Source organism: Fructilactobacillus sp. X1R3C1 (assembly GCF_059901545.1).
This window is the reverse complement of the sequence record NZ_JBWXUT010000001.1, coordinates 42,349-65,661: the sequence shown is the minus strand read 5'-3', so window position 1 is coordinate 65,661 and position 23,313 is coordinate 42,349. Positions and strand designations below refer to the sequence as shown.

Below are 23,313 nucleotides of genomic sequence, written 5' to 3'. Positions count from 1 at the left end.
TTTTCAATGATTTTATTTTTAATTCTAAGTGTGGCAATCGTCAGTCCGTATTTCTTTGGAAATCCAATCCTACCACGCGAGGACATGCAGTTTCACCTGGCCAGGTCGTATGAGAGTTACATCCAGGTTCAACACGGTGGCATCCTACATATGATACCAGGGATGATGACGAAGACCTTTGTCAAAGTTGGTTATCCGCTAAACGGGTTCTATCCGATTTTTGCCGTCTTACCTGAGGCCATGATTCATCTGGTTATTAAGAATCCGTACACATCTTACTTACTTTACCTAATCCTAATCAACTTCCTGGTGTTTATCTCCATGTACCTAGCAACCTGGAAAATCACCAATCGGAAACTGACTGGGCTCGCATCCGCCATCATCTACGGTTTATCGACGTATTTGACGTTCGACCTCTTTGTGCGCTTTGATGTGGCTGAAGGAATGGCGTTTGTCTTTCTGCCAGTGGTTCTGTACGGAATTTATCAGGTGTGTATCAAAAACTATTGCCAGTGGTGGGTCTTAAGTGTTGGATTAACGTTTTTAGTCTTAACCCACCTACTATCATTTTTAATTGCCGGTGCCTTTGCCGCCATAACGATCATTATTATCATGTTAAACCATGATTCATTGAAACTTAAGGTGAAGCGGGTCATAGCACTGGTTGTTGCTGCAATCGGCACTTTTTGTTTATCCGCTTTCTTTTTACTGCCATTAATTCAGAATTACCACTACGACCAAGAAATTTCCATCATGAAGTGTCGCCTACAAGACATGAGTATCCCGGTCTCCAATCTGTTTTTCGGCCCCACTCCGAACGGACCGTGGCAGTATGGCGCTGGTATTGGCATTGTCGGACTAATGATCATCATCTTGCTGTTCGTCTTCTGGCATCGACTCGATCTGTTCTCCAAATCAATGACGGTCCTTTCACTGCTCTTTCTGCTTTTTAGTTCGAATCTCTTTCCGTGGGACCTTTTGCAAAAGTGGGTGGGAATGATCCAATTCCCATTCCGTTTTTTAATCATCACCACTGTCCTCCTTGCGTTTCTGGGCGGAGAAATCATCACCAAGATATTTGCCAAAAACAATTCTACGGGAACCCTCCTGCTTTTAGGCGTCTTAGTGCTTAGCTTGTGTTCATCACTTGCCACTAATTTGCAGCTCAAATCGTGGGAACCTCAGGCTTCTTCACCACAGGAATTTGAAAAGGTGGGAAAATCGGCCGTTTATTGGGACTACCTCCCTCATGCTTCCGATTCACTAGAACCGCTACTCAAAGAACACTCTATTTTAAAAATGAATCCAAATCAGAAGGGCTTAAAACAAACGAAGCGGACTACCTCGTACAATCAAATTAAGTACCAATTGGATACTGAAAATGTAACCATGGTTCGTTTGCCAAACGTTTACTTCCCTGGATACGTAGTGACCGTTAACAATCAGGCCGTTCCAATTAAAGTAGACCAAAAGCGTGCCATCCACATTCCCGTCAAAAAGGGAGCAAACACCATCAAATTGACGTATCACCGCACCCGCGTTCACATCATTGGGATTTGGATCAGCGTTATTTCTTGGTTACTTTTACTGGTATACCTTGGGCTGGCATTTTACAAAAAACATTTTAAATAAACGAAAATGGGACTCACGTGACGTGAATCCCATTTTTTAATAAAAAAGAACCGAAGCAATTACTCCGGTTCTTCCCTGGCTTATTAATCTCTTATTCTATTTTTCAACTTGATTGTTGGTCGTAACTTGACCATCAATCATTTCACCGTCATCTTTTAACTGTAAGAAGTTATTCTTGAAATCAAGTTTTAGGCCTGGTCCGAAGAAAGTCATATCATTCTTGCTGGTTAAAACGTCAGCACCTTGATTGTTTTCAAGTTTAACATCATAGTCTGATGGTGCTTTTGAAACACCAACAACTTGAAAGGCATCTCCAACGGTGCAAGCACCGCCGGCACCTTCAGAGAAGTTATTTGATCCGTCATTTGCGGCCAACAGGTATGCGTTAGCACCTGCTAATCTTTTCTTCATGTAGGCCATTGCGTCATCAGTAATTGTTAGTTTCATATCTATAACCTCCTATAAGTGATTCAGAAATGAACCTCTTCAAATCTTCACTATTTATGATAGCAGGAATTCACCATAACGCAAGTAAAATGTACACAACTTAATTTTAAAGGGTCAATCAGTTCTTTCCCCTTTATATTAGTCTCTTAATGGGTTATTATAGTGTCAGAAACAAGTCCAATCCGCTTAACAGGATTAGAAATGTAGAGGTGTATATTATATGGTTATGTATAAAGATCTTGAAGGCAAGACGGCCGTAATCACTGGAGGAGACTCAGGGATTGGTGCTGCCATTGCTGAACGTTTGGGTCAAGAACACATGAACGTGGTTATTAACTACCACAAAAACGAAGATGCAGCTAACCAAGTTGTTGAAATCGTTGAAAAAAACGGTGGCCACGCCGTTACTAAGCAAGGCGACATTGGCGATGATGCTGGTGCTGAATCATTAGTACAAGCCGCCGTTGATTCCTTTGGTGATTTGGACGTTTGGTTCAACAACGCTGGGATGGAAAAGAAGACCCCTACAAACGAAGTTACCCTTGAAGAATGGGAAGCAGTCGTTAACGTTGATTTGACTGGTACTTTCTTGGGTACTAAAGCTGCTTTAAACTACTTCTTAAAGCACAACAAGAAGGGTAGTATCGTTCAAACTTCATCAGTTCACCAACAAATTCCATGGCCGACATTTGCAAGTTACGCTGCAAGTAAGGGCGGCGTTAAATTATTCACCGAAACTGCCGCAATGGAATTTGCTCAACAAAACATTCGAATTAACTCGATTTGTCCTGGTGCCATTAACACCCCAATCAACGCCAAGAAGTTCGCTAATCCTAAGACTTACGAATCAACGGTTAACATGGTTCCAATGCACCGGATTGGTAAACCTTCCGAAGTTGCAGCTGCTGCCGTTTGGTTAGCTTCTGACCAAGCTAGCTACGTTACTGGAATCTCACTTTACGTTGATGGTGGAATGACATTATACCCATCATTTCAAAATGGTAACGGTTAAAATTACCAACCAAAAAGACTACGAATTCAAATTCGTAGTCTTTTTTTGGTCTAAAATACCTTTAAAATTCTTTTGATTAACTCATTAATTCCGTGCCATCCAAACAGGACGCATGCGACAACTAATCCAACTCCTTCAAAAAAGAGGACCAATCGTTCTCTTTGATCCAGGATAAAATATGCAGCAATTACCCCGATTACAAGTAAACACGCAACTGTTAGTCTGATTTTGGCTTTGATTGGTTCTCATCTCCTCAGAATTCCTGTCTTAATTTTACCAATCATTTCACTAAATTCAACTACTTAAAATACTGCTGAGAAAAGTTGACGACTTTTTGCGTATACGTATCTGGATCCTGACTACGACCTTCAATATGGCCAGCACCCTTAATGATCCAGATTTGTTTTGGACCAGCATCGTTCTTGTAGTTCTCATAGGCATTTTTAACGGGGACAAACTTGTCAACGTCACCGTGAATGATAAACAACGGAATCTGGTTGTGCTTCAGGGTCTTCTTTGTATTCCCATCGTTCATGTTATACTTCGCAAACATTCTTACATAGAGATTAACCGTCGGAACCAGTGGGAAACTCGGAATGTTAAATAGCCGCTTCAATTGGCCACCCAACTCACCTTCCACACTGGCATAGCCACTGTCCTCAATCGCAAATTTTACGTTGCTTGGCATTTTGGGCAGGGAATACATGACGGCCGAAGCTCCCATGCTTGTCCCAAACAGACCTAATTCACCGTCGGGGTGGTTATAATTGAGCACTCGAGCCCACTTTTCTAGGTTAGTAGCGTCTTTGACACCGTAACCAATGTACTTACCCCCACTTCCACCAAATGACTGGTTATCGGGTGCAAGAACGTTATAACCGCCATCATGAAAGATTTTTATAAAGGATTCCATCTCTTCACTATTACTACCGTAACCGTGAACAACAATCATCGTTTTGTCGGTTGGTTTTTCCGATGGGACGTATCTAGCAACTAGATTGGTCCCATCACTCGCCTTTTCGTGTAGCACCTGTGCGTGATTATCACTAAACCACTCGGTATCGGGCGTTCCAGCATTTTCGTTGTACAAGCTGGCTAGTCCCGTCTTCCCAAAGGCAAAGTTAAACAGGAGATAGCCAACCGCCAAATCAAGGATGATTGCGAAAATGACAAAGAAGAAAGCCGTCACTCCAGTCCATTTCAGTATTCTTTTCATTGGCCTTGCTCCTTTCTAATTGATTTTCACTTTTAAAAATGATTTTAATAAGTCTATGTACTATCTTAGTGGAGGTCAGACACAATGACACAAAAAAGGTTTAGTTTAGTGAAAAATTAATGAAAATAAAATACACCTATGAAAACCATAGGTGTATTTGTGCTTGTATAAGGATAAAATTACTAATTATATAATATGTTTATTTATTAGAATTGTTATCTGAACCTTGCTGGTTTGAATTCTGCTTCTCAGAGTCTGGTGTAACGTCCTTCCAATCACCCTTAGCTCCATCATCGTTAATCAAGTTCGTCTTAAGCGTACTAATGTTAGTAAATACCTGCCACATGATAATGGCCATCACAATGTGTGAAATCCATCCCACAATTGGAATGACTGCGATTATCGACAAGACAATCCCAACGATAAATCTTGGTTTGATGTTATCCATCTCAGCCTTAACTTTACCATCACTTAAAGAACTCACCATCTGCGAACTGATGATGAAACAAGTAATGTAGAGACCTAATAGCACCAAGAGTGGAACCCAAAGCATGCTAACAATGATGATCCCACCAAGAATTGGAAACAACAAAACCGTTTCAATAATTGAAATTACTAGGGTTAGAACATACAAGAAGTCTAACTTTTGAACAATATCTGATTTCTTCATAAATTCCTCCAATTAAATCTTTTCTATATTATTATTTTACCCTAAAATCGAATTCATTTGGGGAAATTAATCGTGATACAATTGGTGTAATTGCTTAATGGAGATGAACAACTTGCCGAAACGCACACACCACATTGATTTTTCAGACATTCGATACGTTCTCTTTGCAACCATTATTGGAACGCTGACGGGTGCTGTAATTGCGTCTTTTCGTTACCTAATCCAGGTCGCTTTAAAATGGTCGCTTACAATTTATCATGGACTTGACCACAATCTCAATCTTCTGTGGTTAGTAATTCCCACTTTCTTACTCATCTCAATCGTGACCGGTCTTATCATGAAGGGCGATCCTGACGTTAAAGGCTCCGGGATTCCACAGGTTGAAGCTCAACTTGCGGGCAACATTGAAACTAATTGGGTCTCTGTCTTATGGCGGAAATTTGTCACTGGTGTCCTAACCGTTGGAACCGGAATTTTCGTTGGACGAGAAGGACCCTCCGTTCAGTTAGGGGGTGCCATTGGTCAAGGAATTGCCCAGGGCTTTAAAGAAGGCGGTTCTGAGCGGCGATTGATGATTGCGACCGGAGCAGCCTCTGGACTGTCGGCCACTTTTAGTGCACCACTAGCGGGAACGTTCTTCGTCATGGAAGGTGTTTATCGCAATTTCTCCCCCGCCGTCTGGCTTTCGTCACTCACGGGGTCAATCTGTGCAAACTTTGTTTCATTAAAAGTTTTCGGCTTAAAACCAATTTTACCCATTTTTTACAGCCACATTTTTCAACTCCAGAACTACTGGCAGCTCATCATCTTGGGCATTATTCTAGGTGTTCTAGGCTACGTCTATAATTTAGGTCTACTGGACCTGCCAAAGTGGTTCGCTAAGATTAAAATTATTCCATGGTACTTTATGTGTGCGATTCCGATTTTACTGGTTATTCCCGTTGGAATGTTCTTTCCGACTACCATCGGAAGTGGTAGTCGGGTCATTATGACCGTTGCCACTCACAACGTGCCCTTGACTGCCATCTTTGTCTTCTTAATCGTCCGGTTTGTCTTCGGATTAATTACGTATGGTGCTGGAATTCCAGGTGGTTTCTTCATGCCGGTCTTAGCCGTTGGATCACTGATTGGTGCCGCTTACGGTGGCTTTATGTCACAGACTGGACTGCTCGGTGCCGGGTACGTCAACAACTTGCTGATTTTCGGGATGGCCGGCTACTTTGCGGCTGTCAGTAAGGCGCCTTTTACCTCGATTATGCTAATAACCGAACTGGTCGGTAACACCAAGAACTTCATGGCGTTAGCGCTCGTGGTCCTCATTTCGTACGTCGTTGTCGACATGCTGGGTGGTCAACCAATCTATCAAGCCCTAGCCGAACGGTTAACGGCCATCAAGACATACTTCAACGCTGATAGTAAGACGGACAAAATTCAGGTCCCGGTCTACGAATTCAGTTCAATTGAAAACAAATTAGTCAAAAACATTCACTGGCCGAACCACTCCATTCTCATCACGATTAGTCGGGGTAATCTGCACATCATTCCCAATGGCAACACCCAGATTAAAGCCGGTGACACACTGATCGTCCTCGCCCATCGTGATAACATCGGACCAGTTAAGAAGCAATTGGTTAAGATGGCGATGGAGATTGATGAATAAAACTAATCTCTAACAACTAACCATTTTGGTTAGTTGTTTTTTCTTTGTCATCATTAAATTAATATTCATTGAAAACGATTACATAACCTGCTAGTCTTAAATTAAGAGTTGTAACTACAAGGAATATTTATGAAAGTTGGTGCACACATGGAAAAGAACGTTTTAGGAATCGACCTCGGCACGGGATCGGTCAAAGTCACTGCTGTCAACAAGCTTGGTGATATCGTGGGACAAGAGTCAACGTCATATCCCAATCCTCAGCCAAAACCAGGCTGGAGTGAACAAAATCCCAATGATTGGGTCAACGGCACGATTGCGGCCATCAGAAAACTAGTCAATGATGATAATGTTGATCCAGAGTCCATTAGTGGAGCTAGTTTCTCGGGCCAAATGCACGGACTAGTCTTGTTAGACAAGCATAATCAGGTCATCAGACCAGCCATCTTGTGGAACGACACCAGAACCACAAAACAACGCAAAGAGATTGAGGATAAACTAGGGAAGCGATTCGTTGAAATCACCGGTAATCAACCACTGGAGGGTTTTACCATTACCAAACTTCTCTGGGTCAAAGAAAACGAACCGGAGAACTGGGCGAAAGTAAAAACCTTCCTCCTACCAAAGGACTACCTGCGCTTCAAGATGACTGGTAACATCGCGGTCGACTTCTCTGACGCCACCGGAACCACCCTCTTAGACATTCACGATAACAAGTGGAGCCTCGAAATCTGTAAGGCCTTAGGTATTCCCGAGAAAATCCTGCCGCCACTAATTCAGTCCATTGACTACGCTGGAAACGTCATTCCCGACTTCGCCGATCAAGCCGATATGTCCACCATTACCAAGGTTTATGGTGGAGCCGCCGACAACTCCGCTGGCGCGGTTGGAGCGGGCATCATGTCACCCAATAACGCGCTAGTCAGTGTCGGAACCTCGGGCGTAGTCCTACATCACGAGGTCGATCTCTCAACCGACTATGGTGGCCGCCTGCAAATGGAAGACCATTCCATTCCTGATACCTACTATTCAATGGGTGTCACGCTGGCCGCGGGTGATTCATTAACATGGTACAAGAACACTTTCGTCAAGGACGAAGACTTTACCGAGATGACTAATGAAGCCGGTAAATCTCCGATTGGAGCCAACGGTCTCTTATTCACTCCGTACATTGCTGGGGAACGAATGCCTCACGCTGATTCGCAAATTCGCGGGAGCTTCATTGGAATTGACCGCACCCAGGTCCGACGCGACTTCACTAGAGCCGTGATGGAAGGGATCACCTTCAGTCTCCAAGATATCCTTACCATTTACGCCGAAATGGGTGCGACCATTGATCACGTGACCTCAATTGGTGGCGGCGCTAAAAGTTCCGTCTGGACCCAAATGCAGGCGGACATCTTCGACAAACCCGTCATCACCCTCGCAAACGAACAGGGACCTGGCATTGGAGCAGCCATGATTGCGGCTGTCGGACTTGGTTGGTTCACCGGCTTTCCCGCCTGTGCCGATCAGTTCATCAAGTTCGGTAAGACCTACGAACCAATTGCCGCTAACGCTGATAAATACGCTAAGATTTTTAAAATCTATCAACAAATTTATCCCCAAACGAAAAAAATTAGTCATGAATTACAGGATTTACGTTAATTCAACCCCCAAAATAAAAGGACGCAGCCTAGGCTGCGTCCTTTTTACTAGTGAAACGGGTTTTAATTAATCCGATCAGAGCCGGAAGTAACGTAATCAAGATAATTGATAAAATCACGGCCGAAAAGTGTTCCTTAACGAACGGAATGTTGCCAAAAAAGTATCCGCCACCACAACATAGTGCGACCCATGCCACACATGCGGTAATGTCATACTTCACGAACTTTTGGTAACTGTAGTCACTGCTGGCAGCGACGAACGGAACAAACGTCCGCACAATTGGCATGAAGCGACCAAGTAGGATGGCCCATGAACCATACTTATCAAAGAACTGATGAGCTTTCTCAAAATCCTTGGGCTTAATGAACCGGCTCAAATGCCTATTGTCAGTAATGGCTAGGCCAACTTTTCTTCCCAAGAAGAAATCTAGTGAGTCCCCCAAGGCGGACGCCAGAAAGAACAAAATCACAAAAATCCAAACGTTTAAATCATTGGTACTCGCTGCGGCCAAGGCAGCGGCCGCAAACAACAGTGAATCACCCGGCAGAAATGGCATGATCACGGCGCCGGTTTCGATGAAGATAACCGCAAACAGGATCAGATAGGTCCAATTGCCAAACATGTTGACGAGTGTGACTAGGTGGTGGTCAATGTGAAGCACAAAATCGACTAAAAAACTCATATAATTAATCCCCACTTAAATTTATTTATTTTCTAATTTTACCAAAATGCCGCTAGCAAGAATAGCCACGGAGCACCTATCGGCTTCTATTTAAACTAAAATTAATGAATATCAAAAAGACGACTGAACTATCTGAAAGTTCAATCGTCTTTTAATTTTTCCAAATTTAATTACAATTTCGGTTGAATCAGTAAGATGACCCCGATGACCGCTACCACCAAAATGGCAATGGCAAAGTAACGTTCGTACTTACCAAAGATTGGTTGACCCGGTGCGTACTGTTTTCTCGCGTACATAAACAGTGGGATTCCCAAAGCGTAGATCACGAAGGCAATCGTCAGGTATTCCAATCCGGCGGCGTATCCCATGAAGATGGTTCCTAAAATTGCGAGCGCTGAAACCAAATAGGCACTCTTTCTAGAAACGGATAGCTTGTGCCCTTCAGGATTGAACGTTTTCTCATTGCGACTAATCTTGAACAGGTACATCATCGAAATCAGGTACGGTGGCACCGTCATCGTTCCCACGATCGTCAGCGTGAAATTAAAGGCCCGCCCCGCAAAATAGGTAAAGATAATGATTAATTGAATGACGATAACCGTCATGAACAGCGAGTGAATCGGAACGTTGTTCTTGCCCATCTTTCTAAAGAACTTCGGGAAGGTCCCGTCCATGGAGGCAGCTCGTGGCATCTCAGACAGAACTAAGACCCACGTCAACCAACTGGATAAGACGGCAACAATGACGCCAAAGGTAATGATTAATCGTCCCAGTGGTCCCAAAACAATCTGCATCAAGGCCCCAGTTGACGGACTCTGCAGGTTCGCCAGTTGCCCGTAACTGCGTAAGCCTAGTGGCAAAATTGAAACCAGCGCATACAGTACCAAACAAATTAAGAAGCCATATTTAGTGGCCTGACGCACATCCTTTTGACTCTTGGCGTTACTTGACAGAACCACGGCTCCTTCAACCCCAGAAAAGACCCACATTGTGGTCATCATGGCATTTCGGACTTGGGAAAACAAACTCCCCATGGCCTTGTCATTAACCTTTGGTAACGTCTGAGACGCAAACATGTTAGTGGAAAAAGCGTGCCAGTTGAAGACCACAATCATCGTAATGATGAAGATGGCCACAATCGTCAGCATGCAGATCGTCCCAAAGATATCGACGTGGCTGGTAACCCGGATTCCCTTTAAAATTAGGTAGGTCATCAGCCACAACACGATGGTTCCGCCAATAATTGAGATCCAGTTATTGCCACCGGTAAACGTTCCGGGCCAGAAGGCATTTAACGTTGACATCAGTAAGACCGAATACGCGGCAACGGCGAATGACTGGCAGATCCAGTACCCCCAACTTACAAAGAAGGCGGTAAAGTTGCCAAACCCAGCGTGGGCATAGTGATACAAACCAGTGGTGTACTGTGGTCGAACCTCCGATAGGGTCATAAACGAACGCACAATAAACCAGATAATTAATCCCGATAGCACCCAAGCGATGATTTGGGCAATTGCACCGGCATGGAGTGCCATGTTTTGGGGCAAATCGTAGATTCCACCACCAACCATCGCTGATAGTACAAACGCGGTCAGACCAATAGTTCCGACCCTTTCTTTTTTACTACTCAAATCCTCACTTCTTTCATCTTGAATTAAAAGAAAAAGGCGATATTATTCGCCCTCCTCTTGATAATTAATCCATTCGCATAATGTTTTTACTGTTTAATTTCTTGGCTTCTTTAATCTGACTCTTCATGCTTCGACTCTGAAAGTTGACTTCAACAGAATTCCCGTCGTTACGCAAGTCTTCAGCGGTTTTTAGGGCCTTATCAAGAATCTGATTCTTAACGTCAGCTTCCTTATCTTTCACGTCGGTCGCAATGAAGTAGTCAATCGAATCACTGTCATCGTTAGAGTTCACGATGGTTGCCAACCGTTCCTCACCAAAGGCAAAGCCAACGCCTCCGGTATTTTCAGGTCCCCCGAACTCTTCCACCATGTGATTGTATCGGCCACCGGCACAGATCGTGGTGTAATCGTCTCCGAAGCTCGGATCCTTGGCCATGATTTCAAACACCGTATCGGTGTAATAATCAAGCCCGCGAACCAACCGATCATCAATGGTGTACGGAATGTCTAAAGCATCAAGGGCCGATAAAACATCATTAAAGTATTGTTTGGATTCATCTGTTAAACTGTCTTCTAATTTCGGAGCGTCAGCGACCAACTGCTGGTCCCCCTTGTCCTTACTGTCTAAAATCCGGAGCGGATTCTGTTTTAAGCGCCGTTTGGAGTCTTCACTTAATTGGTCCTCATACTTTGAGAAGTAGGCTACTAGAACGTCATGGTAACGTTTCCGACTCTCTTCATCACCTAACGTGTTAATTTCAACCTTTAAGTCGTTAATGTCGACGCCCTTGAAGATGTCCAGGGCTAACGCAATCGTTTCAGCGTCAATCTGGGGACTGGTAGCTCCGATTGATTCACACCCAATCTGATGGAACTCCCGATTATGAGTCGCACCAGGACGTTCGTATCTAAACATGGCTCCCATGTAGAAAACCTTAACGGGCTTGGGATGTTCTGGTCCAAACAGCTTGTTTTCAACGAAGGAACGGACTACTCCAGCGGTTCCCTCTGGTCGTAGTGAGATGTCTCGTCCACTTTTATCCTGGAAACTGTACATTTGCTTGGTGACGATATCCGAACTATCACCAGAAGTTCTGGTAAAGACGGGGGTTTTCTCAACTAGCGGAGTGCGCATCTCATGAAAGTCGTATCGAGCGAAAACGTCCCGCGCCGTATCTTCGATTCGTTGCCAAACACTGGTCTCATCAGGCAAAATGTCTGACATCCCTCGCACTTTCTTAAATTTGTCATCCATAATATTCCCATCTTTCTATTAATTGTTTAATTAAAATTCTGTCAAATAGATATACGTAGATTTTACCATTATTGAATTACTCTGTCTTGTCCGTCTTTATAAATCAGTCAAGCGCCAACTACATATGATTAAAGTTAACCAAAGAAAAATTGTTCGAGTTGTCATTGATGTTACAACGTTTTTTATGGTATTCTATTAACAATTTATATAAAACTGAACAATAGGAGGAGTACGATGAAGGATTGGAATTATAAATTCGGGAAACAAGGATTAACATTTGACGATGTTCTCTTAATTCCTGCAGCAAGTGACGTGTTACCAAACCAAGTTGACTTAAGAACGACCTTAGGCAAAAACTTAAAGTTAAACTTACCCGTTCTAAGCGCAAGTATGGACACTGTCACAGAGGCACCTTTAGCGATTGCGATGGCTCAAAACGGTGGACTCGGCGTAGTTCACAAAAACATGAGCGCTAAAAAGCAAGCAGCTGAAGTTAAAACGGTTAAAAATGCTGAAGTTACCGGTGCCAACGCTGCAGTTGATGACAATGGTCATCTATTAGTAGCGGGGGCCGTTGGGGTAACTAACGATACCTTCGATCGAACTCAATTATTATTTGATGCCGGGGCAGACGCCGTCATCATCGATACCGCCCATGGTCATTCCAAGGGTGTATTAGAGAAAATCGCTGAAATCAGAAACAAGTTTCCAGACAAGACTTTGATTGCCGGAAACATTGCGACCGGTGCTGGTGCCAAAGCCCTCTTTGACGCTGGTGTTGACATTGCCAAAGTCGGCATTGGACCCGGTTCCATCTGTACCACCCGAATCGTGGCTGGTGTAGGAGTTCCCCAAATCACCGCTGCCTTTGACGCCGCCCAAGTTGCCGCCGATTACGGCAAACAAATCATCGTTGACGGTGGGATGCAGTACACCGGAGACATCGTTAAGGCGCTCGCAGCGGGCGGAAGCGCCGTTATGCTAGGAAGTATGCTAGCTGGTACAACGGAAGCTCCTGGAGACGTTTATACGGGTGCTGACGGCAAGAAGTACAAAGCATACCGTGGCATGGGTTCACTAGCAGCCATGGAAAATGGTTCTTCTGACCGATACTTTCAAGGCAAGGTCAAAGAAGAAAAGAAACTCGTTCCAGAAGGAATTGAGGGTCAAACCCCATACAAGGGTGACGTCTCAACCGTTCTCTTTCAGATTGCGGGTGGCCTTCGTTCTGGAATGGGATACACCGGATCTCATACCATTTCCGACTTAATTAATAACGCTCAATTTGTTAGAATTACTAATGCAGGACTACGCGAATCACATCCCCACGATGTGCAAATCACCAAATCCGCACCAAACTATTCAATCGATAAATAGGAGGAATTTGATGGCAACTGGTACAAAAAAACGTGATTATGATGAGATTTTAGTTCTCGACTTTGGGAGTCAATACAACCAATTAATCACCCGTCGCATTCGTGACATGGGCGTTTATTCAGAACTAAAACCACACACCATCACTGCCAAAGAAGTAAGAGAAATCGCACCAAAGGGCATCATTTTTTCTGGTGGCCCCAACAGTGTCAACGGCAAAGACGCCCTCAACGTCGACCCTGAGATTTTAAACATGGGCATTCCGATTTTAGGAATCTGTTACGGCATGCAACTATTGGCCCACGACCTAAAGGGTGGTCAGACCACCACCGCTGACGACAGTCAGTACGGTCCTGCCGAAATCAAGGTCACTAGTAATGATTCTGGTACTTTTAAGGGACTGGATACCGATCAAACCGTTTTAATGAGTCACGGGGACTTTGTGACCAAAGTGCCAGACGGTTTCAAAGTAACCGCCACTAGCGAACAGTGTGCCATTTCTGCCATGGAAGATCCTGATAAAGACATCTATGCCGTCCAATTCCATCCCGAAGTTAACCTCACCAAACAGGGGAACCAAATGCTGCACAACTTCGTCTTTGACATTGCCCACGCTAGGGACAACTGGTCAATGGACGACTTCATTGAAGATGCCATTACAAACATTAAGGAAGAAGTTGGCGACAAACGCGTCTTACTGGGTCTCTCTGGTGGAGTAGATTCCAGTGTGGTCGCCGTTCTCTTACATCGGGCAATTGGGGACCAACTCATCTCAGTCTTCGTTGACCACGGTCTGTTACGAAAGAATGAAGCCCAACAGGTCTTACACACTTTGGGCGATGAATTTGGCTTAAACATTGACTTTGTCGATGCTAGTGACGAATTCTTATCCAAACTAAAAGGCGTCACCGATCCCGAAAAGAAACGTAAAATCATCGGGAAAGAATTCGTCGACACCTTCTCAAAGGAAGCCCGCAAATTCAAGGACGTTGATTTCTTGGCACAGGGTACTTTATACACTGATGTGATTGAATCCGGAACGGATACCGCCCAAACGATTAAGTCTCACCATAACGTTGGTGGACTACCTAAAGACCTCAAGTTCAAGTTAATTGAACCATTAAACAAACTCTTCAAGGATGAGGTCAGAGAAATCGGTGAAAAACTGGGAATGCCAGACGAGATGGTTTGGCGGCAACCCTTCCCCGGTCCCGGTCTTGCCATTCGCATTATCGGTGACGTGACTCCCGAACGATTAAAGAAGGTCAGAGATTCTGACGCCATTCTGCGTGACGAGTTCAAAAAGGCCGGTCTGGACAAGAAGGTTTGGCAGTATTTCACTGCTTTACCTGGGATTCGGACCGTTGGTGTCATGGGTGATGAACGAACCTATGATGAAGCCATCAACATTCGTGCCGTTAATTCCGTTGATGGGATGACCGCTGAATTTGCGGAAATTCCGTGGGACGTCTTGAGTAAAGTCTCATCACGAATCGTCGATGAAGTTCCCGGGATTAACCGCGTACTTTACGATATTACCGGGAAGCCACCGGCAACCATTGAGTATCAATAAACATAAATATACAAAAAAGATCCTCACTAAAAGTGAGGATCTTTTTTACTGATTACGGTCTCAACACCGCATACGCCTTGCCAATGAAGTCTTCAATTGCTTGAGAATCTGGCAATACAAATGAAACTTTCGGATAAAATGCAAAATTAGTCAAAATATCAAAGTGCCATTCATAGACATCACTCGTCGTTCCATTGGTGGTCGTACTAGCACCTCCGACCGCAAAGTTAATATTTTTAATTTGTAGTGGGATTGCTCCACCAACCGTGCCAGAGTTAGAAGTGGTCTGCGAACCAGTATGAACCCGTTCACGGCTGACTTCTTTGATGTTATCTTTGTTATAGATTACTAGCAGGTCTTTATCCAATTCAAAATACATAAATCCCTTATCGTAATAAATAATGGCCTGATTATCAGTTTTAAAGCTACGCCAAAAACTGTCATTCAATCCTAATTGATCCACTAAATTATTAATCAATTTATCCATATATTGATAGTAATAATCCAAATAAGTCTTTCTAGCATTGGCTAAGTTTTTTCTAACCATGTTAGGAAAAAGCCCTTTTTTACGCATCAAAAAAGCTAGAATCCAGAACAGAATTCCCAAACCATCTGCCACCAAAAAGAAGAAACCTAAAACAATCATTATCCATTTACCGAAGTTTAAAAGCACCAAGTAAGTGCCGTCTTGTGATTCAGTTTGAACATAATTCCTAGTAATTTCCTCGCCCTTTTCAGAATGCGCAAAATCTGGAAGTCCGGTGAATTCAAATAATTTATATTTGCCGGGTATTTTTATTTTATTGTTCATTTCTCTCTTCCTTAGTTGCCACTCCGTCCATAAACCACCGTGTGATTGTTATTACTAGTCCAAACCACAATCATATCAGTGTCATTTGGTTTGCCGTTAGACGTGTAAGAAGTTGTGGTTCCCTTTGGAAAGAAACTGACCGACCAGTTAATTGGTGTGTCTTCGTCTTGAAGCGAAGCCACTAACGAACCGTTATTTTCCTTATAAGTTAATGAATGTGACCCACTATTGTCGGTTAACGAATTAGCGTTCATCTTAATGTCACTATTTGAAATTTCATCTTTAGTAACACTCAAGTTGTCCGTTCCACTAGGTTGAACAGTTGGTCCTTGTGTTCCCGAGCCACCCACATTATTTTCAATGTGACCGACTTCTTTCCACTGACCGGCAATGCTACTGTAATCACCGGACTGTATCTGACTAAGGTTCATTGCCGCCACTTTAGGGGCTGCAGTCTTAGTATCAGACTTACTGGTAGTTGCCCTTTTAGGCGCACTCTCTTTCTTGTGTTTAACCACGCTAGAAGCACTCGACGATTCCTTTTTAGGACTGTCGTTTTTAGAAGTACCACATCCAGCAAGGGTTAGAACGCTCAAGGCGGTAATGCCCACTAACATAACTTTTTTAGTTTTCATCTTTGGTATACTCCACTCCCATCAACTTAAATGACTTTCTATCATGTGATATTTGTCCAGCCGCTTTGGCTTTGTGTTTCCCATTCTTTTCGGTCAACTTAATTTGATTGTTCTTAATTTCATAAGAACCCTTTTTATTTCCCATTTGAGTAAAGTAATTCCCTTTAAACGTAAAACTCGGCTTCATTTTGGCCGGTACATTTTTGCCCTCAGCGGAATACATGCCACCAATATGGTTTCGATAATTGGTATACACTCCAATCCCAAGTAGCAATAGTACTAAAATCGACATCACAATCCAGGTCAACCCACTGTGATGATTAGCTTGTTTTTTATCATTTTTCATCTTTGGTATACTGCACTCCCATCAATTTAAAAGATTTTCGATTATTTGAAAGAGTCGCAACCGTTTTGGTGGTTTTGCTTGGTTTGGTTCCATCTCTTTCAGTTAATTCAAGATTATTACCATTAATTTTATATGTTCCTGTATTACCACTGTCTCCATCAACAAATCCATTTCGATGAAAAGTCATGTCACTTTTAACATTAGTAATTAGTAGATTGGTACTATGCGTGTATGTTCCACTCAGATGAGTCCGTTGATCATGGTAGATTCCAAATCCAACGCCAAATATCACGACGACCACAGCAACGATGGCAGCAATACTAACCCAACTAGCTTTAATCTCGTGCCCCGTTTTTTGACTCATTTTTTTAGAAACATTTTCAAAAGCATGATTCACTGACTGAGAAGCATTCTGAAAGGTACGTTCTCCCTTAGTTTGATTTCTCTGATTACCGGAACTGTTTGAACTCGTCAGTTTACGCCCACAGTTTGGACAAAAGTCAGGATCACCTTCAATGGGCTTGCCACAATACGGGCAAAAATGATTGTGATTTTCCATAATATTTTTAAACTCCCAAAATTGTAGTATTTTTTTGTGGAAAATTAATTATTGAAATTATGATTCAGAAACTGCCAATGTGAATGATGCGTGGACTTTACCATTTACAACATTAACGGAAACATTTTGTAAGTTTAATGCCGTGATAAAACTCAAGGAATTTTGGATCAATGATGCATTACTGTTATCCCACAACAAATCAGCTAACTGTTGATCGGATGTAATCATGGATACATCTCCATCGACACTCCCGTTAATAGATAAATGACCAGCATTTGGATTTGGATCAACTTGTGGTTTGCCAAATGAAGCTACCTTAGCTTGTAAGGCTGCTCTGACACCAGCTTCATCAGGAGTGAAAGCTGGTTTTGGTGTATTGCTTCCATTATTTGTTGAGCCACCGTTGTTAGATGGATTAGTAGGCGTAGTTGAACCACCATTGCCAGTACTTCCACTACCGTTGTTGTTAGCAGGTGGAGTTACTTGGCCGCCATTGTTAGTGTTTCCACCGTTATTAGATGGATTGGATGGAGTTGTGCTTCCACCATTACTAGTGGAACCTCCGTTTTGTGACGGTGTAGTTGAACTACCATTATTAGTTGATGGAACTGGAGTAGTGTTTCCGTCCTTTGATGGTGCTACCTGACCACCGTTATTTGAGGGGGTAGTTTGATTGCCATTGCTGGTACTTTCGCCATTTTGTGATGGTGTTACTGAACCATTGTTGTAAGTTGGAGTGGTTGGGGTACTTTGACTTGTTCCGTTATTCTTTTGTGACTGAGTTGGAACTTGTGTGTTAGAACCCGTCTTACCAGCTGTTTTTGAACTAGCTACCGCTCCATTACCAGTGGTTTGACCAGCAATTTTGGCAGGAGTTTGAGCAGTTGCTGCGGAATTTTGGCCCTTAACTGCGGCTTTCTGACTAGCTCCAACAACTGGTTGAGCTTGGACGTTTCCAGCCCCATTTTGAAGGTTGTTCCAACCGGAATAAATACTTTCGCCAGGTTTACGGGAGTTCACTGGAATCACAATCTTTGACCCAGCGTAAATCAGGTTAGCATTTTGTAAATGGTTGGCGTCGGCAATGTCCTTTACAGTACTGTTGTACTCTTGAGCGTAACCAGATACCGTATCACCCCATTGAATGGTAATAACCTTTTTGTTACTAATTTTTGATGAACTAACTTGGTTGTCAGTCGTCGTGGTTGAGGCATTCGTTGAAGCGGTGTTAGCTGTTACAAATACTCCTAGTGCTAATGAACTAAGTAATAGTCCTTTAAGAACGTTCTTTTTATTAAATTCCATCGTTAATCTTCCTTTCAAAACCAGTTTCTAAACAGCAAAGTAACTCTTGAATTAACGCGCTTATTCAAATACAACAGGGAACTACGCTATCCCATTAACTTTTCATCATCTACCTTCACCTTAAAATTAGAATCGTTAATTAACATAAAACATCCCCCCTTTTGTATTTCCCACTCCGTTTTAGAAAAAATTACAAAAAGGCACGAGTGGCTTTATTAAAAATTAACAACTTGTTTTAATTTTTACAAACTTCATTTTTTTGAACAGAGTGTCTAAGTATTGCCATAATTGGCTTTTTACCTTGAATGTTTGCCGCAAAAGTGATTATCATTTAGACAGAATGTATATTATTTAACAATAATATTCTTAACTAAATCTTAATATTTGAGGAGTCGGTATCGTGATTGCTTTAAACACCAAACACTTAATCGCACAATCTTTTCTAGAATTATCCGTCTCAGAACCACTTTACAAAATCAGCGTAACTGATGTAATCCAAAAAGCCGATTTATCCAGAGGAACCTTCTATAATAACTTCGGAAGTATTGATGACATCTTGGTCTACATTGAATGTGAAGTGGATGATCCAATTATCAGTGGTTTAAAGGATATGAGCACCCCCCCCCCCAGCAACACTAGCCAATCTCCCTTTGAGTTAATCGCCAACTATTTATTACCGGCGCTATACGACAAGCGAGAGATTCTTAAAATCCTATATAATCCCAACCTTCGCGGACACTGGACGGAATTTTTAAAGAAACGTTACAAGGAATGGGCGATGAAGAACATTTTTAACAAGCAGTCCCAAACTGCCAAAAACATTTCCAGCGGTCTTTCATGTGAATTTTGCGTCAATATGTATCTCTCCATCATTGAAATTTGGATGACCCAACCCATTCCAGAAGACCCAGAGCACTTTAAAGTGACCTTTCTTTTCTTTGTGAATACCCCCATAACTTTAATGATTTAAAAAGGTAAGTAGCTTATGACTAAAAAAGAACCATTTCCACTAAAATTGGAAATGGTTCTTTTAATAACTGTACTAGTTACCCCTCCATTTTGATGTATACTTATCCTTGGATTTTATATCAAAATACATAACGAGGATGGTTATTATGAATATCAAGAAAATCGCTCTTTCACTGCTAGTCGGTACTACCATGTTTGCCGGTGGACTGTTTGTAACCCATCCAAACATGGTTTACGCTGACTCAAATGTCGCGGCAGGTACTGCGCAAGGTCAAGTTGTCGTCCAGTACGTCAATGCTTTAACTGGTCAACCAATTCGTGCCAGTAAAGTTATCTATGGTGCTCCTAACAGTATGCTTGACCTATCAAACGACGTTCCAAACATTCCCGGCTACGTTGCCGGAAGCAACCGAGCTGATAACGGTGGTAACACCTATCCAGCTGCTGGTCAGTCAATGACAGTCACCATTGCGTACCACCCACTCAATAAGCCACAACAGAGTGGAAATTATCAAGGTGGAAACGCAACGTCTCCTTCAAACGGAACAACGGCAAACGGACAGAACAACGGTTCAAGTGGCGGAAACGCAGCGATAAATAAAAACGGTAATTCTCAAACAAGTAATAACCAAGGACAAACCGCTAACGGTAACGAACCTAATCAAGAAAATAAAACTAAGCAACAAAATAAAGAACAAACGACTAAAAATCGCAATAATCAAAATAAAACCAAAAAAGACCAGCAAAAGCAGAAAAACAAGCAACATAATGACAAGAACCAAAAAGCTAAAAAGGACAAGCGGAAACAGCAATCCACCAAGAAAGATCACACCGGATGGATGATCGGTGGCATCATTGTTATTCTAATTGTCGGAATTGGCGCTTTTGTCTGGTATCGCGTAAGAAAAGCACATCATTTTAGACACTAATAATTAAAAATTAAGATAACTAAAAAAGGAACTCCCAAATCTTTCGACTTGGGAGTCCTTTTTTGGATACCTAACGTTAGAGTGTCTTACATATAATGTGACTTATTAGTTTTCGACTTATTTCGTTAGATACCACTATTCAATAGTAGAACTACGTAATCGTGACTTAATTTGCTTCTGACTACTTTCGTTTCTTCTTTTGCATACCAGCACCATTGACTAACCCGTCAATTCGCTCAAATGTCTCGCAGATCCCACCTGTTACTGGGAGTGTTATTGGCCGTGAAACCTGCTTAAACAATGAATTCCCCACCACCCCGCGCAAAACGAAAAAACTCCAACAATCGCTACCAAACTAATTAGTGACAGCAATCCTACTATTAAAACAATCAGGCCATAAATGCCCGATTATTTGTGATTGATACACATCTTCCACAAGTATTAATTCCGAAATGGCCCACCCGAAAATTAACTCATTTGATATTAAAGAAACCGCCAGGATCTTTTTATCATTATGTGTTTAGTATTTATTTATGTTTATATCCCTCAATACTTGTGGCCTGACATGTATACATACGACAATCTAAGCTGTTGTTATTAGTTATTTTTGATTAATATGAAAAACTTTTCTCACATTCAAAACTCCCGCAAACGAAACTTGATTTATCTTTAATTATAGAGATGAAATCACCCTCTCAATCTTTAATCCCACAAGTTATTTCATAAATAACGGTCTTTTATGACGTAAAAATCTGATTGACTAAGTGGTTAAGCGTTTGCGCAAATTGTTTAAATTAAGTTGGCCAATTACAGCTAAAGTCACTCAAACTTCTTGACCCTTCCACAAGCGATACACGTTATTCAAACTGTAAACAATTCCACTAATCTTTAAGAACGGTTAAAAATAATGGTCCCGTTGCCTGTCATACCAGCCCTTCAATTGATTTCATGTTTATTTTTTAAAATAAACATGTTTCTCATTAATCCTCATACAGGCATGCTCGGTTAACCGTTTTCTCAATTTTATAACAACAATAACCTTAATTTCAATCTTAATTGATATTGTTTTGCTTTTTATAATTTTATTAGATATGATAATTCCATGCAGTTAGCAGTTATGAAATAAAATTTGAGGAAATGAGAAATGAACAAAAAACGAGTCACCATTAGAGAAGTTGCCAAACACGCCAAAGTTTCAACGGCCACCGTGTCACGGTTCTTAAACAACCATCTTAACTCGATGTCCAAGAACACGGCGAATCGCATTAAACGATCAATCAAACACCTCGGGTACGTTCCTAACTCAATGGCGCGTGGCTTAAGCCGCCAAAATGACAGTGGGAGCATCATTGCGGTAGGAGTGTCAGACATCGAGGATCCCTTTTCAATCAGGATGTTTGAAGGAATCCAGGACCAACTGTCCATTTACAAGTACATCCCCTTGCTGATTAATTCCGCCAGTAAGTACAAAAACGAACGCGACCTCTTTCTAGCCTTAGATACTAGCCTCATCAGGGGCGCCATCATTCATCCGGTCAACAGTCACATCAAGGACATTGCCGAACTTTTAAAACCGCGTTTCCCCGTTATTTTGACCGATAAATCCATTAACGATGGCTTTTTTTATAACATCGTCATTAACAACTTTGCGATTTCTCAGAAAGCCGCCGCCTATTTTAAAAACAACCTGGGGCTTTCCAAGTTAATCTTGGTTACTAACGCTGAAAGCGAGATGAAGGTCGTCAGAGAGCGTGTTGCTGGGATTAAATACGTCTACCCCGAACCTGATATTACAATCGTCAAGCCCGGTTATTCCAAAACGTCACTTCACCGTGCCTATCATGAAATCGTCCGCCAATTAAAAAAGCAACCCAACAGTCTGATTTTCTGCCTAACGGAAAAGTGGTTGCTAAGCTTTTTGCCCCGGTTGTTGCGTAACAACATTATTGACCGCGACAAGGTTCCAAACATCACTGGTTTTGTGAGTTCCAACATCGTCAACCTAATTCAGCCAAAAACGAAGTGTATCAGGACAGACGCGTACACCATGGGAAAATACGCCGCGCAACTCATGTACGACATCTTAAACAAAAAAGTGGACCCAAGTAAAAAACGCTACATGGTCCACGCCAAATTTGAATAATATCTGTAACCGACTAAGTCCATGCTTAGCCGGTTTTTGTCTAATAAATAAAAAGTGCCACTTCTGAGAAGCAGCATTTTTTGGAGTTTGAAGCTATGTGTGCTCCAGAAGTAGGAAGCATTGTGAAAGTATCTTTTTTGGAGCGACTAAAGAATAACACGGCAAAATGCCTTACCAGAGGTCGTTTAAACCCCACTCAAAGTAATAATGAAAGATTTACTGCCAAAACGCCACCCATCACGTTTAGTTAATCGTTTACGAAACTTATCTTAAGCCTAATTTTGGCTCAAAAAACTTTAGACCAGCGCCAAGCTCATCCGCGCCAATCACTTCCGCTATCCTAACTCTTGTTTAATGATTATTTCAAAATCATAATTAGTCTCTTTTTATTATTTTGGTGATATACTCCTCTCATCGACTAGTTAAGAAACATTTTTATCGGACTCCCTAACTAATATAGATACTTTTTAAACCTCGATAACTCACAAGCGTCAGGCATCCACAAACTACTATACTGTCAACTTGACTAGCCGAATCTTCCTAATTGCTCTGACTTCTTCAGCGAGGCCAGGGTTTTTTCTTTTGGATTTTTGGTAATACTTAGATTATTCTATTTAAGGGAGGAAATTAAATGATAAATTGGTTTGATTTATTCTTTATGATTGGTACTTTGTTGTTAACAGTACTTCTAGTTTTACTAATTATCTTAGTATTATACTTGTGTATCCACTTAGGAATAAAACTAAATAGGTTCTTAAATAGAGCGAAAGAGAATCATGGAAAAAAACATTAAATTATTAGTCACTAGTGTTATGCCCTT

The 23,313-nt window shown here is 42.0% G+C and carries 20 protein-coding genes; 9 read left to right on the top strand and 11 right to left on the bottom strand.

Annotated elements, in window-relative coordinates; genetic code table 11:
* Window positions 1-6 precede the first annotated feature (6 nt).
* Window positions 7-1,632, top strand: coding sequence for a putative glycosyltransferase family protein (locus tag AC6UD8_RS00285; RefSeq protein WP_500698904.1), 1,626 nt, complete (start codon window positions 7-9; stop codon window positions 1,630-1,632).
* 96 nt (window positions 1,633-1,728) lie between these two features.
* On the opposite strand, the gene AC6UD8_RS00280 is transcribed toward AC6UD8_RS00285, so the two are convergent.
* Window positions 1,729-2,079: an iron-sulfur cluster biosynthesis family protein gene (locus tag AC6UD8_RS00280; protein ID WP_500693299.1), complete on the bottom strand. Its 351-nt coding sequence runs from the start codon at window positions 2,077-2,079 to the stop codon at window positions 1,729-1,731.
* Between the two features lie 226 nt (window positions 2,080-2,305).
* Here AC6UD8_RS00280 and AC6UD8_RS00275 point away from each other — a divergent pair, with 226 nt between their 5' ends.
* The gene (locus AC6UD8_RS00275; protein ID WP_500693605.1) at window positions 2,306-3,091 is read left to right on the top strand and encodes a glucose 1-dehydrogenase; all 786 of its coding nucleotides are present in this window, start codon (window positions 2,306-2,308) and stop codon (window positions 3,089-3,091) included.
* Window positions 3,092-3,389: 298 nt separating this feature from the next.
* Here the strand turns inward: AC6UD8_RS00275 and AC6UD8_RS00270 are convergent, their stop codons facing one another.
* Both AC6UD8_RS00270 and AC6UD8_RS00265 read right to left on the bottom strand, forming a co-directional pair.
* The gene (locus AC6UD8_RS00270; RefSeq protein ID WP_500696362.1) at window positions 3,390-4,307 is read right to left on the bottom strand and encodes an alpha/beta hydrolase; all 918 of its coding nucleotides are present in this window, start codon (window positions 4,305-4,307) and stop codon (window positions 3,390-3,392) included.
* Window positions 4,308-4,506: 199 nt separating this feature from the next.
* Window positions 4,507-4,977, bottom strand: coding sequence for a hypothetical protein (locus AC6UD8_RS00265; protein ID WP_500698902.1), 471 nt, complete (start codon window positions 4,975-4,977; stop codon window positions 4,507-4,509).
* A gap of 112 nt (window positions 4,978-5,089) precedes the next feature.
* Here AC6UD8_RS00265 and AC6UD8_RS00260 point away from each other — a divergent pair, with 112 nt between their 5' ends.
* Together AC6UD8_RS00260 and xylB are read left to right on the top strand one after the other, a co-directional pair.
* Window positions 5,090-6,637, top strand: coding sequence for a ClC family H(+)/Cl(-) exchange transporter (locus AC6UD8_RS00260; RefSeq protein ID WP_500693295.1), 1,548 nt, complete (start codon window positions 5,090-5,092; stop codon window positions 6,635-6,637).
* 147 nt (window positions 6,638-6,784) lie between these two features.
* Window positions 6,785-8,281 (top strand): xylulokinase, encoded by a 1,497-nt coding sequence (xylB, locus tag AC6UD8_RS00255; RefSeq protein ID WP_500699317.1) that lies wholly within the window; start codon window positions 6,785-6,787, stop codon window positions 8,279-8,281.
* A gap of 28 nt (window positions 8,282-8,309) precedes the next feature.
* Here xylB and AC6UD8_RS00250 read toward each other — a convergent pair whose 3' ends face one another.
* From AC6UD8_RS00250 to hisS, 3 genes are all read right to left on the bottom strand, one after another.
* Entirely contained in the window at window positions 8,310-8,963 is a 654-nt protein-coding gene (locus AC6UD8_RS00250; protein WP_500693293.1) for a VTT domain-containing protein, read from the bottom strand.
* 170 nt (window positions 8,964-9,133) lie between these two features.
* Entirely contained in the window at window positions 9,134-10,594 is a 1,461-nt protein-coding gene (locus AC6UD8_RS00245; protein ID WP_500698899.1) for an amino acid permease, read from the bottom strand.
* 64 nt (window positions 10,595-10,658) lie between these two features.
* Window positions 10,659-11,849 (bottom strand): histidine--tRNA ligase, encoded by a 1,191-nt coding sequence (hisS, locus tag AC6UD8_RS00240; protein WP_500698896.1) that lies wholly within the window; start codon window positions 11,847-11,849, stop codon window positions 10,659-10,661.
* A 234-nt stretch (window positions 11,850-12,083) separates the two neighbouring features.
* Between hisS and guaB the strand changes: the two genes are divergently transcribed.
* Together guaB and guaA are read left to right on the top strand one after the other, a co-directional pair.
* Entirely contained in the window at window positions 12,084-13,226 is a 1,143-nt protein-coding gene (gene guaB, locus AC6UD8_RS00235) for an IMP dehydrogenase (RefSeq protein WP_500693290.1), read from the top strand.
* Window positions 13,227-13,236: 10 nt separating this feature from the next.
* Window positions 13,237-14,796, top strand: a complete 1,560-nt coding sequence (gene guaA, locus AC6UD8_RS00230; protein WP_500696355.1) for a glutamine-hydrolyzing GMP synthase — start codon at window positions 13,237-13,239, stop codon at window positions 14,794-14,796.
* Window positions 14,797-14,848: 52 nt separating this feature from the next.
* Here the strand turns inward: guaA and AC6UD8_RS00225 are convergent, their stop codons facing one another.
* From AC6UD8_RS00225 to AC6UD8_RS00205, 5 genes are read right to left on the bottom strand one after another with little or no spacing between them, the layout of a single operon-like run.
* Window positions 14,849-15,607, bottom strand: coding sequence for a hypothetical protein (locus AC6UD8_RS00225; RefSeq protein ID WP_500698894.1), 759 nt, complete (start codon window positions 15,605-15,607; stop codon window positions 14,849-14,851).
* Between the two features lie 11 nt (window positions 15,608-15,618).
* Complete coding sequence (locus AC6UD8_RS00220; RefSeq protein ID WP_500698892.1) at window positions 15,619-16,242, bottom strand: hypothetical protein; 624 nt, start codon at window positions 16,240-16,242, stop codon at window positions 15,619-15,621.
* Window positions 16,232-16,588 (bottom strand): hypothetical protein, encoded by a 357-nt coding sequence (locus AC6UD8_RS00215; protein ID WP_500698890.1) that lies wholly within the window; start codon window positions 16,586-16,588, stop codon window positions 16,232-16,234. Before AC6UD8_RS00215 ends, AC6UD8_RS00220 begins: the two co-directional genes overlap by 11 nt.
* Window positions 16,578-17,147 (bottom strand): hypothetical protein, encoded by a 570-nt coding sequence (locus AC6UD8_RS00210; RefSeq protein ID WP_500698887.1) that lies wholly within the window; start codon window positions 17,145-17,147, stop codon window positions 16,578-16,580. Before AC6UD8_RS00210 ends, AC6UD8_RS00215 begins: the two co-directional genes overlap by 11 nt.
* Before the next feature lie 57 nt (window positions 17,148-17,204).
* Window positions 17,205-18,452: a LysM peptidoglycan-binding domain-containing protein gene (locus tag AC6UD8_RS00205; RefSeq protein ID WP_500698886.1), complete on the bottom strand. Its 1,248-nt coding sequence runs from the start codon at window positions 18,450-18,452 to the stop codon at window positions 17,205-17,207.
* Between the two features lie 400 nt (window positions 18,453-18,852).
* On the opposite strand from AC6UD8_RS00205, the gene AC6UD8_RS00200 reads away from it, so the two are divergent.
* From AC6UD8_RS00200 to AC6UD8_RS00190, 3 genes are all read left to right on the top strand, one after another.
* Window positions 18,853-19,422 carry a TetR/AcrR family transcriptional regulator gene (locus AC6UD8_RS00200; protein ID WP_500723536.1) on the top strand — a complete coding sequence of 190 codons (570 nt, stop codon included), beginning with the start codon at window positions 18,853-18,855 and terminating at the stop codon, window positions 19,420-19,422.
* A 145-nt stretch (window positions 19,423-19,567) separates the two neighbouring features.
* The gene (locus AC6UD8_RS00195; protein WP_500698881.1) at window positions 19,568-20,350 is read left to right on the top strand and encodes a hypothetical protein; all 783 of its coding nucleotides are present in this window, start codon (window positions 19,568-19,570) and stop codon (window positions 20,348-20,350) included.
* A gap of 1,144 nt (window positions 20,351-21,494) precedes the next feature.
* A complete protein-coding gene (locus AC6UD8_RS00190) occupies window positions 21,495-22,493 on the top strand; it encodes a LacI family DNA-binding transcriptional regulator (RefSeq protein WP_500698879.1) in 999 nt (332 codons plus the stop codon).
* Window positions 22,494-23,313: the final 820 nt, after the last annotated feature.